The organism is Halochromatium sp., assembly GCF_054919635.1.
The window spans coordinates 1-13,636 of the sequence record NZ_JBUDPI010000069.1 but is presented as its reverse complement, the minus strand read 5'-3'; the positions used below and the strand labels follow the sequence as shown (position 1 = coordinate 13,636).

13 protein-coding genes are annotated in these 13,636 nt (G+C 64.6%); 8 read left to right on the top strand and 5 right to left on the bottom strand.

All coding sequences use genetic code 11. The features are described from left to right. A partial coding sequence (locus ACY693_RS06420) for a 2-oxoglutarate dehydrogenase E1 component (protein WP_462321001.1) occupies positions 1-2,910 on the top strand: 2,910 nt, incomplete at its 5' end. A 47-nt stretch (positions 2,911-2,957) separates the two neighbouring features. Then, positions 2,958-4,367, top strand: coding sequence for a 2-oxoglutarate dehydrogenase complex dihydrolipoyllysine-residue succinyltransferase (gene odhB / locus ACY693_RS06415; RefSeq protein WP_462321000.1), 1,410 nt, complete (start codon positions 2,958-2,960; stop codon positions 4,365-4,367). A gap of 174 nt (positions 4,368-4,541) precedes the next feature. On the opposite strand, the gene rplI is transcribed toward odhB, so the two are convergent. The 3 genes from rplI to rpsF are packed head-to-tail and all read right to left on the bottom strand — an operon-like array spanning position 4,542 to position 5,735. Further along, positions 4,542-4,997 carry a 50S ribosomal protein L9 gene (gene rplI, locus ACY693_RS06410; protein ID WP_462320999.1) on the bottom strand — a complete coding sequence of 152 codons (456 nt, stop codon included), beginning with the start codon at positions 4,995-4,997 and terminating at the stop codon, positions 4,542-4,544. Positions 4,998-5,039: 42 nt separating this feature from the next. After that, a complete protein-coding gene (gene rpsR, locus ACY693_RS06405) occupies positions 5,040-5,264 on the bottom strand; it encodes a 30S ribosomal protein S18 (RefSeq protein ID WP_200343833.1) in 225 nt (74 codons plus the stop codon). Between the two features lie 33 nt (positions 5,265-5,297). Then, positions 5,298-5,735: a 30S ribosomal protein S6 gene (gene rpsF / locus ACY693_RS06400; protein WP_462320998.1), complete on the bottom strand. Its 438-nt coding sequence runs from the start codon at positions 5,733-5,735 to the stop codon at positions 5,298-5,300. Between the two features lie 178 nt (positions 5,736-5,913). Here rpsF and ACY693_RS06395 point away from each other — a divergent pair, with 178 nt between their 5' ends. After that, positions 5,914-7,041, top strand: coding sequence for an NAD(P)/FAD-dependent oxidoreductase (locus tag ACY693_RS06395; RefSeq protein WP_462320997.1), 1,128 nt, complete (start codon positions 5,914-5,916; stop codon positions 7,039-7,041). A 142-nt stretch (positions 7,042-7,183) separates the two neighbouring features. On the opposite strand, the gene ACY693_RS06390 is transcribed toward ACY693_RS06395, so the two are convergent. Beyond that, positions 7,184-7,645 carry a hypothetical protein gene (locus tag ACY693_RS06390; protein ID WP_462320996.1) on the bottom strand — a complete coding sequence of 154 codons (462 nt, stop codon included), beginning with the start codon at positions 7,643-7,645 and terminating at the stop codon, positions 7,184-7,186. Between the two features lie 9 nt (positions 7,646-7,654). Further along, complete coding sequence (locus tag ACY693_RS06385) at positions 7,655-8,323, bottom strand: arylesterase (RefSeq protein ID WP_462320995.1); 669 nt, start codon at positions 8,321-8,323, stop codon at positions 7,655-7,657. Positions 8,324-8,456: 133 nt separating this feature from the next. Between ACY693_RS06385 and ACY693_RS06380 the strand changes: the two genes are divergently transcribed. From ACY693_RS06380 to ACY693_RS06360, 5 genes are all read left to right on the top strand, one after another. Next, positions 8,457-9,098, top strand: a complete 642-nt coding sequence (locus tag ACY693_RS06380) for an ABC transporter ATP-binding protein (RefSeq protein ID WP_462321003.1) — start codon at positions 8,457-8,459, stop codon at positions 9,096-9,098. A gap of 62 nt (positions 9,099-9,160) precedes the next feature. After that, the gene (locus ACY693_RS06375) at positions 9,161-11,761 is read left to right on the top strand and encodes an ABC transporter permease (protein ID WP_462321002.1); all 2,601 of its coding nucleotides are present in this window, start codon (positions 9,161-9,163) and stop codon (positions 11,759-11,761) included. Positions 11,762-11,932: 171 nt separating this feature from the next. Beyond that, positions 11,933-12,271: a DUF2782 domain-containing protein gene (locus ACY693_RS06370; protein WP_462320994.1), complete on the top strand. Its 339-nt coding sequence runs from the start codon at positions 11,933-11,935 to the stop codon at positions 12,269-12,271. 23 nt (positions 12,272-12,294) lie between these two features. Further along, positions 12,295-13,317, top strand: a complete 1,023-nt coding sequence (locus tag ACY693_RS06365) for an amino acid ABC transporter substrate-binding protein (RefSeq protein ID WP_462320993.1) — start codon at positions 12,295-12,297, stop codon at positions 13,315-13,317. A gap of 11 nt (positions 13,318-13,328) precedes the next feature. Continuing rightward, a partial coding sequence (locus ACY693_RS06360; protein ID WP_462320992.1) for a DUF1015 family protein occupies positions 13,329-13,636 on the top strand: 308 nt, incomplete at its 3' end.

Here is a 13,636-nt window from a genome sequence, read left to right as displayed (position 1 = left end):
CTTCTCGAGCTATTCCGCAACTCCTCCGCCTACTACGGGGGAAACGCAGCCTTCATCGAGGACCTTTACGAGCGTTTCCTCAAGGACCCGGAGAGCATCGACCTGGCCTGGCGGCAGCGCTTCGAGCTGATCCATCAAGAGGCCGCCAACGAGATCCCGCATGGACCGGTGCGCGACAACTTTCAGCGCCTGGCCAACGAGAGCCGCAACCGCGCGCAGAGTCGGTCGCTGAGCCACCTCGAACCCGCCGCCGCAGAGAAACAAACGGCGGTGGTGCGGCTGATCAATAGCTTCCGCTATCGCGGCCATCAGGTTGCAGACCTTGACCCGCTGAAGCTGCGCTCAGCACCCAAGGTTGCTGATCTGCAGCCGAGCTACCACGGACTCGAGGACGCCGACCTGGATCAGGTGTTCCACACCGGCTCACTCTACGCGCCGGACCGGATGCCACTGCGCGGCATCATCGACCTGCTCCAGCGCATCTACTGCGGCCCGGTCGGGTCCGAATACATGCACATGACCTCGACCAGCGAAAAGCGTTGGGTGCAGAAGCGCATCGAGGGCTATCAGGCGCGCCCGGAGCTCAAAGCCGCCGATCGGCTTTGGCTGCTGACCCTGCTTACCGCGGCCGAGGGTCTGGAGAAATACCTGCACACCCGGTACGTGGGCCAAAAGCGGTTCTCGCTCGAGGGCGGCGAGGCCCTGATCCCACTGCTCGATGAGCTGATCCAGCGCGCCGGTCGTAAGGGCGTGCGCGAGATCGTCATCGGCATGGCCCATCGCGGCCGGCTCAATGTGCTGGTCAATATCCTCGGCAAGCCGCCGCAGGAGATCTTCGCCGAATTCGAGGGCAAGGTGCGCCTGAGTCCGCGCCAGCTCGCCGGCGACGTCAAATACCATCTCGGCTTCTCGACCGACGTCGACACGCCGGGCGGCATCATCCACGTCGCGCTCGGCTTCAATCCCTCGCACCTGGAGATCATCGACCCGGTGATCGAGGGCTCGGTGCGGGCCCGCCAGCGTCGCCGTGGCGATCGCAGCGGCGATCAGGTCATGCCCGTGCTGATCCATGGCGACGCCGCCTTCGCTGGCCAGGGCGTGGTCACCGAGACCCTGCAGCTGTCGCAAACGCGCAGTTACGGCACCGGTGGCACCGTGCACATCGTCGTCAACAACCAGATCGGCTTCACCACCAGCAACCCGCTCGACACCCGCTCGACCTTCTACTGCACCGATGTGGCCAAGATGGTGCAGGCGCCGGTGTTCCATGTGAACGGCGACGACTCAGAGGCGGTGATCTTCGTCACCCGGCTGGCGCTCGACTACCGCAATCAGTTCAAGAAGGACGTTGTCATTGATCTGATCTGCTATCGCCGTCTCGGCCACAACGAGGCCGATGAGCCGGCGGTGACCCAGCCGATGATGTACAAGCGCATTCGTCAGCACCCCACCGCCCGCGCCATCTATGCCGATCGACTCATTGACCGGGGCCAGATCAACCGCGATGAAGCAGTCGGACTGATCGAGGACTATCGCTCCAATATCGAGCATGGGATCGTGGTCGCCCGTCCGGTCCTTTGTGGCCTGGAGAATAGCTATCGGGTCGACTGGAAATCGCGCTTCGGCGACGACTGGCGTCTGGCTGCTGATACAGGCTTCCCACGCGAGCGCCTGTGCGAGCTCGCCAAACGCCAGCTGCAGCTACCCGAGGGCTTTGAGCTCCATGCGCGGGTGGCCAAGATCTGGGCCGAACGGCGCAAGATGGCGCAAGGCGATCAGCTCTGTAATTGGGGCTTCGCCGAGAACCTCGCCTACGCCACCCTGCTCGATGCGGGCTATCCGGTGCGCCTCTCGGGCCAAGACGCAAGCCGCGGCACCTTTGTGCATCGTCATGCCAAGGTCCATTGCCAACGCACCGGCAATGACTATACCCCGTTGCAGCATCTCGCCGCGCCTGCTGGAATCACGCTCGAGAAGCCCGAGCAACAGGCCCCGTTCATCGCTATCGACTCGATCCTGTCCGAAGAGGCCGTGCTCGGTTTCGAGTATGGCTTCGCGACGGCCGAGCCGAATGCACTCACGCTCTGGGAGGCCCAGTTTGGCGACTTCGCCAACGGCGCCCAGGTCGTCATCGACCAGTTCATCAGCTCGGCCGGCAGCAAATGGGGGCTCGACTGCGGCCTCGTAATGCTGCTACCCCACGGCCTCGAAGGCCAGGGCGCCGAGCATTCATCGGCCCGGCTTGAGCGCTTCCTGCAGCTCTGCGCCGAGCACAACATCCAGGTCTGCGTGCCCACCACCCCGGCCCAGATGTTCCATCTGCTGCGACGACAGATGCTGCGCGACTATCGCCGGCCCCTGGTGGTGATGACGCCGAAGAGCCTGCTGCGCCATCGACTGGCGGTCTCATCGCTCGATGAGCTCGCCGACGGCGCCTTCTTGCCGATCATCCCAGAAACCGATCCGCTCGACCCGGCCGCAACCGAGCGTCTGATCTTTTGTTCGGGTAAGGTCTACTATGACCTGCTGGAGGCGCGCCACGCCCGCAGCCTCACCGATGCGGCCATCATCCGCATCGAGCAGCTCTATCCCTTCCCGAAAGAGGCCTTCGCCGCCGTGCTTGCCGACTATCCAGACACCAATGAGATCATCTGGTGCCAAGAGGAGCCGCAGAATCAAGGCGCCTGGGATCAGATCAAGCACCGCTTTCATGGCCTCATTCTCAGCGGGAAACAGGCCTTCTACGTTGGCCGGCCGGCGGCGGCCACGCCCGCTGTCGGCCACCGCTCGGTGCATGTCGAGCAGCAGGAGCGCTTGATCGACGAGGCCCTAACCGGCCGCATCAATCCCAGCATGAATCGGCGCATCCCAATCCCACTCGACAATGGACTGGGATCGGATGACGATTAGTCTCAGCAGCCGCCTGCGGAACCCATCACCCCATCGACGGGAGCCCCATGCCCATAGAAGTTCGTGTACCCGCCCTTCCCGAATCTGTTGCTGACGCGACGGTACTGACCTGGCATTTCAAGCCCGGCGATCAGGTCCGTCAGGACGAAAACCTGGTCGACCTAGAGACCGACAAGGTCGTGCTCGAGGTGCCGGCACCAGCCGACGGCGTTCTCGCCGACATCGGGGCTGCCGAGGGCGACTTGGTCACCGCTGACAGCGTCCTTGGTCTCATCGAGCCGCCATCATCGGGATCAGCAGAGGACGCAGCGTCAAGCAGCACAGCGGACTCTCGAGCCGCGGGCTCGCCGGCTGAAACCCCAGCACCTGGAGGCGGTACGACAGCAGTTCCTACCACCAGCAAAGCCACTCAAGAAGCCACCGACAACGCACCGGGCGCTGAGTCGCCGACAACCGATCGACAGGCTGCAGGCGAGTCGAGGAGCCGCACGAGCGGGACAGGTGAGCCACAATTGGCACCGGCCGCAAGACGACTGGTCAAGGAGATGAACCTCGACGCCAGCCGTATACCGGGCAGCGGCAAAGGTGGACGCATCACCAAGCCTGATGTGATTGCCTGGCTTGATGAGCAAGAGGCCGCTGGCCCCCCGCTCGATCCCGATGCCGCCGCCCTCACCAAGCATCGGGCCTTTGCTGCGGAGCCAGACACCGCCCCTGTCGACAAACCTCAGCAGCCACGCCTCACCGGCGAGGCAGGTCGACCCGAGCAACGGGTGCCGATGACCAGGTTGCGCGCCCGGATCGCCGAGCGCCTCGTGGAAGCTCAGCAAACGGCAGCGATGCTGACCACCTTCAATGAGGTCGACATGGCAGCCGTGCTGGCGCTCCGCCGACAGTACAAGGAGCGCTTCGAGAAGACGCATGGCGTGCGCCTTGGGCTGATGTCATTCTTCGTCAAGGCCACGGTCGAGGCACTGCAGCGATTCCCGATCATCAACGCCTCGGTCGACGGCAACGACATCATCTACCACGGCTATTACGACATCGGCATCGCCGTCAGCTCCGAGCGCGGCTTGGTCGTCCCGATCCTGCGTAACTGTGACCAGCTCAGCATGGCAGACGTCGAGCGCGGCATCGTCGACTTCGCCAACAAGGCCAAGGACGGCTCACTGAGCTTTGAGGAGCTGACCGGCGGGACCTTTTCGATCACCAATGGCGGCGTCTTCGGCTCCTTGCTCTCGACACCCATCCTGAACCTACCGCAGAGTGCGATCCTCGGCATGCATCGGGTCCAGGAGCGGCCCATCGCCGTCGATGGCCAAGTCGTCATCCGCCCGATGATGTATCTAGCCCTATCCTATGATCATCGCATCGTTGATGGGCGCGAGGCCGTGCAGTTCCTGCAGACCATCAAGGACACGCTGGAAGACCCCGCAAGGCTGCTGCTTCGAATCTGAACGGCGGATCTGAACGTCGGGCATGAAAAGGCCGGAGGACGCTGGTCCTCCGGCTTCAGATTGGCGGTCTGATCAGATTGCACTGACCAGCAGCCGGGATCAAGGCTATGCCCGACTGCGGCCCCGACACATCCGCCCTCAAGGTGGGCGGGGACTCTGCTCAGCACGTTTTGTTCAGCTTGCTGGGATCACCTCGATACGAACGGTCACACTCACATCCGAGTGCAGATGCAGCTCGACGTCGTAATCACCGACGGCCCGAAACGGACCATCGGGGAGGCGGACCTCACTCTTGACCAGCTCAATGCCCAGCCCACCCTCGGTGATGGCCGTGGCGATATCGGCGGTACCCACCGAGCCGAACAGGCGGCCCTCATCACCCGCCTTACGCGGGATCGTCACAATGACGCCCTCGAGCTTCGAGCGACGCTCTTCGGCAGCCGCCAACGCGTCAGCAGCCTCGCGCTCGAGCTCGGCGCGCCGCTCCTCGAAGACCTTCAGGTTCTCCGCTGTGGCGGGCTTGGCAAAGCCAGACGGGATCAGGAAATTACGGCCGTAGCCAGCGCGAACCGAGACCTTGTCTCCGAGCTCGCCCAGGCCGCGTACCTTCTTCATCAGGATCAGGTCCACTGGGGATCTCCTTAGTGAATGCGTTCAGAGGCGCAGCGCAGCTCAATGGCCATCGGTGTATGGCAGCAGCGCGATATAGCGGGCGCGCTTGATCGCCGTGGCGAGCTGGCGCTGATAGCGCGCGGAGGTGCCGGTAATCCGGCTCGGGACGATCTTGCCCGACTCGCTGACGAAGGCCTTGAGCAGATTGAGATCCTTGTAGTCGATCTCGGTGATGCCTTCTGCGGTAAAGCGACAGTAGCGTTTGCGGCGAAAATAGCGTGACATGACGTGCCTCGACTCAAGCAAATATAAGGAAGATTAGTCGCGATCGGAACCGCGCGATTCGTCAGACTCCGACTCATCGCCGCCCTCATCGGAGCGCCTTGAGCGACGCTCACTACGCTCTCCGCCGTCATCATCCGAGCCTTCACGCTCGTCACCACTCTTCAGCAACGGCGACGGCTCGGTGACCGCCGCGTCACGCTTAATGATCATGTTGCGCAACACCGCATCGTTGAAGCGGAACGCGCTCTCGAGCTCGGCCAAGGCCTCAGCATCGCATTCCACATTCATCAGCACGTAGTGCGCTTTGTGGATCTTGTTGATCGGGTAAGCCAACTGACGCCGCCCCCAATCCTCTAACCGATGGATCTGGCCGCCGCGAGCCTCCAGATTCGCGCGATAGCGGTCCAGCATCGCTGGAACCTGCTCGCTCTGGCTCGGGTGAACCAGGAAGACGATCTCGTAATGACGCATAATGCTCCTCACGGATATTGAAGCCCCCAGCGATACCAACTGTGCTGTGGAGCAAGGAGTTACGCCCTCTGCGGACGTAGCCGATCAGTATGCGACCTCATTAAGCCGTTGGTCAAGCCCTAGAAATCGGCGCCTAGAACGCTCAATTCCGAACGACTGATTCGCATTGGAGACCCTTATGCAAGCTGTGACCATCGTCGGCGCTGGCTTTGGAGCATTGACGTCCCTGAAGACCCTTCGCGATCAGGGCTTCAAAGGCCAGATCACCGTCGTCAGCCCAAGCCGCGAATTCGTCTACTATCCCGGCCTGATCTGGGTGCCGAGCGGGCTGCGCAGCGGCGAAGATCTTCGGCTCGACCTGAGCCATTTCTTCCGCAAGATGGGCGCCAAGCACCTAGCCGCGTCAGCGACGGGCCTGAGCAACGGCGGCCGCGTGTTACAGACCGATGCTGGCCCCGTCGAGAATGACGGCCTGATCATCGCCAGTGGTGGGCGCTTCATCAAGAAGCTGCCCGGAATCGAGCACGCGATCACGCCCTGCGAGGGCATCGCCGCGGCCGAGCTGATCCGCGATCGTCTGCGCTCAATGGATGGCGGCACCGTCGCGATGGGCTTCTCCGGCAACCCGAAGGAGCCCGCATCGATGCGCGGCGGACCCATCTTCGAGTTCTTGTTCGGGCTCGATCGACAATTGCGCAAGGAAGGTCGGCGCGAGCGCTTCCGCATCATCTTCTTCACACCAGCCGAGCGGCCCGGCAACCGGCTAGGCCCAAAGGCGGTCGACAAGCTGCTCGATGAGATGCATCGGGTCGGCATCGAGACCCATCTCGGCCACAAGCCGACGCAGTTCACGGCGGAGAAGGTCGTCACCGAGGGCGGCGAATTCCCGGCCGATCTGATCATCTTCATGCCCGGCATGACCGGCAACAGCTGGTTCGACGAGACCGACCTGCCGCGATCACCGGGCGGACTGGTGCAGGCCGATGGCCAATGCCGGGTACCTGGCTTCGAGCGGACCTATGTGGTCGGCGACTCCGGCAGCTTCCCAGGACCGGACTGGATGCCGAAACAGGCGCACATGGCCGATCTGCAAGCAGGCGCCGCCGCCAAGAACCTGATTGCCGAGCTCTCTGGCAAGAGGCCAAGCGAGACCTTCAAGGTCGAGCTGCTCTGCATCGTCGACGCCAATGACCGCGGGATGCTGGTCGCCCGGACCCCCAAGCACAATCTGATCTTGCCGAGCTCAGTGGTCTTCCACTGGCTCAAGAGGCTGTTCGAATGGTGGTACCTGCGCCGCTTCCGATAACAGGCGCGTCCCGGATACGCCATCTGAGCAGCTTGGCGCATCCTGTCCCTGACTGGCTCCCCAGCCCTGCTGGCAGCCTTGCTCGCAGTCTTGCCCCCCCGGCCTTGCTCCGCTCCCCGCAATCTCTGCCGCTCGCCACCTTTCAATAGACGGGCTTGGCGCCGAAGCGGCGCCTTAGATCACGTCCCAGCGGCTTTAGGATGTCATCCAGAGCATCGCGACTGCCCGACGCCTGACCTCGGTACTGCTTGTTGAAACCGTCTCTAGGGTCATTCTTGCGGAGCGCACGAACCTGGAGCTGGAGACGCTCGAAGCCACGACGACCTAACTGCGACTCCATCACCAGCGGTTCGATCAAGACCTCGACCTCGGTGTTTTGTTGCGACGAATCCAGGGGATAGAGGCCCGCGAAGGCGCCACTGGACTCGAGCCCCGAGACCAGCCGGCGCTGGATCGTAGCACCGGCGGCACCTGGGGGACGCACGACGCCCGCCGCGGCCGGCCCTTCGTAGGACTCTCGCCCGCTCACGCCCGGCCCGGTTGCACAGGCGCCGAGCAAGGCCATAACGCCGAGGACGAGCAGCAGAGAAAAGAGTCGGTTCATGGCAACCTCCTAGCGCTCTGGCACTGAATCGGTGTCTCTGAGCAGTGGCAGCAGCACCGACCAGAGGTTATCAAGGATCAGCGGCTGCGCCTCGGCGGTTGGGTGCAAGCCGTCGGACTGCATCAGGTCGGGGACCTCAGCGACATCGGCGAGCAAGCGCGGGATCAGCGCGGCGCCGGTCTCGTTCGCAACATTTGCGAACAGTCGTTGAAAGCGCTCGGTGTAGGCCGGACCATAGTTCGGAGGCAGACGAATACCGGCCACGACGACGCGCGCCCCGGCTGCTTGGGCCTGCTCGACCAAGCTGACTAGATTGGATTCAATCTTGGCGGGAGGGAAGCCCCGAAGCCCATCGTTGGCGCCGAGCTCGATGAGCAGGATCGACGGCTCATGTTCGACCAGTAAGCCCGGCAACCGGCTCAGACCACCGGCAACGGTATCACCAGAGATCGCCGCGTTGACGACTTCATGCGGGAGCTCGAGCTCAACGATTCGCCTCTGCAACAGACTCACCCAGCCCTGGTCCAAGGGCAGACCATAGGCCGCGCTCAGGCTATCTCCAAGCACCAGCAGCACAGGGTTGTCCCTCGTTGGCTCCGGGCTCGGCTCCTGGCGAGCGGATGCTGAGGGGGCGGCCAGCGGCAGCGACAGCAGAATGATCAGGAGAACACGCAGCATGTTGGATCAGGCTCCGAATAAAGAGGCTTTCAGCGACAATGAGGTCAAGGGTACCGAGCCAGCGCCAGTCAAGCCAGGCGTCGCTGTCTCGGCCAGCCCGATCTGTCGCGCGGTTGACCTCTCCAAGCAGGTCATGGGCCCGGGCGGCCCGCTCAGCATCCTCGCCGGTGTCGACCTCGCGGTGACAGCCGGCGAGGCCGTGGCGATCATCGGCGCCTCCGGCAGTGGCAAGTCGACGCTGCTTGGGCTGCTCGCCGGGCTAGATCGGGCCAGCAGTGGCTCGGTCGAGCTCTGCGGCAGCGCGCTGGAGCCATTGGATGAGGATGCGCGCGCGGCCCTGCGTGCCGGTCGCGTCGGTTTCGTGTTCCAGAGCTTCCAGCTGATCCCGACCCTGACCGCGCTCGAGAATGTCCTGCTCCCGCTTGAGCTCGCCAGCGCCGTCGACGCCGGCTCTGCACGCCACACCGCAGAGGCCGCACTCGAGCGCGTCGGGCTGAGCGAACGAGGCGGGCATTATCCGCGCCAGCTCTCCGGTGGCGAGCAACAGCGGGTGGCAATCGCACGCGCCTTTGCGCCGGGGCCCGAGGTACTCTTCGCCGATGAGCCGACCGGCAATCTGGACGAGGCCACCGGGGGGCGCATCATCGATCTGTTGTTCGGACTGCGTGAGGACGCTGGAGCGGCCCTAGTCCTGGTCACCCATGATCCCGCCCTAGCCCGCCGCTGCGACCGCCGGCTCAGTATGAGCGCTGGGCGACTTGAGGTGATGGCATGAGCAGCAGCCTCAATGCGTCTCCTCAGGATGCGAGCGGCGGAGTCAATAGGGTCCAAAGCCCAATCGCCGCCTGGCGGCTTGCATTGCGCCTGCTGCGTCGTGACTGGCGCAGCGGCGAGCTCTACCTGCTCGCCAGCGCCCTCGTGCTGACGGTCGCCGCGATCACCGCTGTTGGCTTCTTCACCGACCGCATCGAGACAGCGATGCAGCGCCAGGGCAGCGAGCTGCTCGCGGCCGATCTGGCGATCGACGCGACCAGCCCCATCCCCGCGACGCTCGCCGCCGAGGCCCGCGCGCGTGGTCTTGCGCTGGCACGCACCCTAAGCTTTCGCAGCGTCGTCTTCGCCGGCGAGACCAGTCAGCTGGTGCAGGTCAAGGCGGTTGATGCCGGCTACCCGCTGCGTGGCGAGCTTCGGCTACGCGAGCGCCTGACCGACGTTGACGCCTCCTCGATTGCTTCCCAGACGACTCTAGGCAGCAGCTCCCAGACAGCCTCCAACGAAGCGTCGCCCGCAGGCTCGACGGCCGCATCAAGCGCCACCTCAACCGAAATCTCGTCCTCCAGCGGCCCCGACGCTGGGCAGGTCTGGGTCGAACCGCACCTGCTGCACGTGCTCGGCAAACAGCCCGGGAGCCGGCTGACCCTCGGCGCGAGCGAGCTGCCGATCACCGGCGTCATCGCCTATGAGCCCGACCGTGGCGGCAACGTCTTCCAGATCGCGCCACGCGTGATGATGGCACTGGCCGATGTCGAAGCGACCGAGCTGGTGGGCGAGGCCAGTCGCGTCCGCCATCGGCTGCTGATCGCGGGTGAGGCGGACAGCATCGCCGACTACCGCGCCTGGGTCTCGACGCGGCTGCCGCCAGATGCGGAGCTGATCGATGCACGCAATGCGCGCCCTGAGTTCGAATCGGCGGTCGATCGCGCCAGTCGCTTCCTGCATCTGGCGGCCTTGACCACCTTGCTGGTCGCCGGCGCGGCCATGGCGCTTGCAAGCCGGCGGCTGGTCGAGCGCCAAACCGATGCCGTCGCGGTGATGCGCTGTCTCGGGGCGCCACGGCACCTGTTGACCCGAGTGTTTGCGTTGCGCTTACTGTTCTTCGGCCTGGTGGCTGGCGTCGTCGGCATTGCAGTCGGCTGGCTAGCCCAGTTTGGGCTCGCCGCCCTGCTCGCCGATTGGTTCGCGGGCGAGCTGCCGCCTGCCGGTAGCACGCCGGCGCTGGTCGGTCTAGGCACAGGCTTGGTGGCACTGGCCGGCTTTGGCCTACCGCCACTGCTGCAGCTCGCCGATGTGCCGCCGCTGCGGGTACTGCGGCGCGACCTGGGGCCGCCCCGAGCCTCGGTCGCGATCAGTGCCGGCGGCGCGATCGGTGCGCTGGCCCTGCTGATGCTCTGGCAGGCCGGCGATGCCGCCCTCGCGGGGAAGCTGCTCGGCGGGGTTGCCGCGGCTGTGCTCGTGCTTGGCTTGATCGCTGGCCTACTGGTCTGGCTCGCCGGACTCGCGGCCGGCCGCGTCCGCGGCATCTGGCGGTTGGGCCTCGCGGGACTGTCGCGCCGGCCGACCGCGGCCGTGCTGAGCATCGTCGGCCTGGGGCTTGGTATCCTGGCGCTGCTGCTGTTGGCCGTGGTGCGCCTCGACCTTCTGCGCAGCTGGCAGGAGACCCTGCCCGAAGGCGCCCCCAACCACTTCTTGATCAATATCCAGCCGGACGAGGTCGATGCACTCGCAGCCTTTCTGAGTGATCGCGGCCTCGAATCCTCGGGCGTCTTCCCGATGGTGCGCGGCCGCCTTCAAGCCATTGATGACCAGAGGGTGGTGCCTGAGGAGGACTATGAAGAGCCGCGCGCGCAACGGCTCGCCGAGCGCGAGTTCAATCTCAGCTTCGCGCTGCAGCCGCAGGCCGAGAACGAGATCATCGCCGGGCGCTGGTGGGCCAAGGCCGAGGCGCCGGGCCAATTCTCGGTCGAAGAAGGCATCGCCGAGACGCTCGGGATCGAGCTCGGTGACACCCTAAGCTTCTGGGTCGCTGGCCGGGAGATCGAGGCGCCGGTGACCAGCCTCCGTCAGGTGCAGTGGGATAGCTTCAACGTCAACTTCTTCGTCATCGCCCCGCCCTCGCTGCTCGCAGCGGAGCCGGCGACCTATGTCACGAGCTTCTATCTGCCGGATGAAGACGAATTCCTGGTCCCGGAGCTGATGCAGGCCTTTCCGAGTGTGACGCTGATCGATGTCGGCACCCTGCTCGAGCAGGTGCAGGGTATCATCCGCCAGGGGATTCAGGCGGTCGAGTACGTCTTCCTGTTCACATTGCTGGCGGGCCTGCTAGTGATGTACGCCGGTATCCAGGCCAGTCTAGCGGTGCGGCGCGCCGAGCACGGCGTGCTCCGGGCACTGGGGGCTCAGCGTCGGCAGCTCCTATTGGCGCTTGCGGTCGAGCTGACCACGGCTGGGCTATTGGCCGGGCTGATCGCCTCGTTGTTCGCCGAGCTGACCGGCTGGGTGCTAGCACGGGAGCTGTTCGGGCTGCCATTCGCCTTCAATCCCTGGCTCTGGATCGGCGGTGTGCTCGGCAGCGGTGTCCTGGTGGGTGCCGCCGGCACCCTCGGGACTTACGGGCTGCTGGTACGCCCGCCCCTGACTGCGCTGCGCCAGTCCGGCTAGGACTCCTGGGACGATGCCCATCCATGGGTGAGCCGCTGGTGCACCGGGGAAAAGAGCGCGAATGACGATCACCGCCAGCCCTGACCAAGCCATGCCAAAGCCCTGACCAAGCAGCGATCCGCTTGGCGTTCCTGGTATGATCAAGTCTGATTCAGACTGCCGGGAATGCTCATGCGTCGACTCTGGCCCCACCGCTCACTTGCGATCGGTCTGCTCGCTGGCTATGCCGCGACCCTCGCGACCACTGGCTGGTCGCAGCCATCGTTGAGCGAGCTCGACCTGCGCGTCACAGAGGCCGATATCGCCCCTCAGGTACGGGTGCGCGATTATCAGAACCGCACCGTCGAGGAGTTCAGTGTCAACAACAACGTCTATATGATCCGGATCACGCCGACGGCCGGCGCACCCTACTATCTGGTCGATACCGACGGCTCCGGTGATATGGAATGGAACCGTGGACGACCCGGCCTCGACATGCAAGTGCCTCAGTGGACCTTGATGTCTTGGTGAGCAGCGACTAGAGGATTCGATCGATGCAACACTCAATCTACAGGCTCGGCACACTGGTGCTCGCGCTGCTATTGGCCCCGCTCACGGTAGCCGCCGACCAGCTGGATGCGGTCCGCGAGCGCGGACTGCTGCGCTGTGGCGTCAATGGCGAGATCCCGGGCCTTTCCTATCGCGACGACGACGGTGACTGGAGCGGGATCGATGTCGACGTCTGTCGCGCCGTCGCCGCTGCTGCGCTTGGCTCGGCTGACAAGGTCGAGCTGATCCCCCTCAGCACCGCCGAGCGCTTCGATGCGCTTCGCCAAGGCGATATCGACCTGCTCGCACGCAATACCACCTGGACTCAGGCCCGCGACCTCACGCAAGGCCTGAGCTTCGCTGCCATCCTCTACTATGATGGCCAAGGCTTCATGGTGCCGCGCTCCACCGAGACGCTGAGCACCCTCGAGCTCGGCGACGCCCGCATCTGTGCGATCGCAGACACCACCAGCATCGACAACGCCAAACGCTACTTCAAGCGCCATCAGATGCCGATGGAGCTGAAGCAGTTTCCTGACCTCAAGGCCGCCACCAAGGCCTACCTCGAGGGTGAGTGCACGACGCTGACGACCGACCGCTCTCAGCTTTACGCCGTCCGCGCGCAGCTCGAGCAGCCCGAGAGCCAGCGCATCCTACCCGAGGTGATCTCACGTGATCCGCTCTCGCCCGCCGTCGTGAAGGGAGAGACGCGGTTGCTCGATCTGGTGCGCTGGACGCTCTACACGCTGATCAATGCCGAAGAGATGGGCATCAGCTCAGATAACGTCGTCACGGCCAAGGCGCGCGCGCAGAGCGATGCCGTGCGTACCCTGCTCGACCTCGATGGCGAGATGGCCAAGGCGCTCGGCATCGAGCCCGAATGGGGCTATCGCGTCATCCTCGCCGTCGGCAATTATGGCGAGCTCTTCGAGCGCAATCTTGGCAAGGCCTCGGGACTGAATATCAAGCGCGGCTTGAACGCGCTTTGGACCCAGGGCGGCCTGCTCTACGCTCCACCACCGAACTGAGGCAGCGCCGCATGGCCCTGATCGCCCCTTTCGCCGGCCTTCGACCCCGCGCCGATCTCGCTACAGAGGTTGCCGCGCCACCCTACGACGTCATGAGCACCGCCGAGGCGCGGGCAATGGTGGAAGGTCGACCACTGAGCTTCTTGCACATCTCCAGGGCAGAGGTCGACCTCCCCGACGACACCGACCCGTACTCGGAGGCGGTCTATGCCAAGGCCCGCGCAAATCTGCAACGGCTGCGCGCGGATGGCACCCTGCTTCAAGATCCAACCCCGCGCTACTATGCCTATCGCCTCAGCCTGGGCGAGCATCAGCAAAC

Excerpts from the sequence above, each read along its gene's own strand:
- odhB (WP_462321000.1), top strand. The coding sequence starts at position 2,958 with ATGCCCATAGAAGTTCGTGTACCCGCCCTTCCCGAATCTGTTGCTGAC.
- rpsR (WP_200343833.1), bottom strand. The coding sequence starts at position 5,264 with ATGTCACGCTATTTTCGCCGCAAACGCTACTGTCGCTTTACCGCAGAA.
- rpsF (WP_462320998.1), bottom strand. The coding sequence starts at position 5,735 with ATGCGTCATTACGAGATCGTCTTCCTGGTTCACCCGAGCCAGAGCGAG.
- ACY693_RS06395 (WP_462320997.1), top strand. The coding sequence starts at position 5,914 with ATGCAAGCTGTGACCATCGTCGGCGCTGGCTTTGGAGCATTGACGTCC.
- ACY693_RS06390 (WP_462320996.1), bottom strand. The coding sequence starts at position 7,645 with ATGAACCGACTCTTTTCTCTGCTGCTCGTCCTCGGCGTTATGGCCTTG.
- ACY693_RS06385 (WP_462320995.1), bottom strand. The coding sequence starts at position 8,323 with ATGCTGCGTGTTCTCCTGATCATTCTGCTGTCGCTGCCGCTGGCCGCC.
- ACY693_RS06380 (WP_462321003.1), top strand. The coding sequence starts at position 8,457 with ATGGGCCCGGGCGGCCCGCTCAGCATCCTCGCCGGTGTCGACCTCGCG.
- ACY693_RS06370 (WP_462320994.1), top strand. The coding sequence starts at position 11,933 with ATGCGTCGACTCTGGCCCCACCGCTCACTTGCGATCGGTCTGCTCGCT.
- ACY693_RS06365 (WP_462320993.1), top strand. The coding sequence starts at position 12,295 with ATGCAACACTCAATCTACAGGCTCGGCACACTGGTGCTCGCGCTGCTA.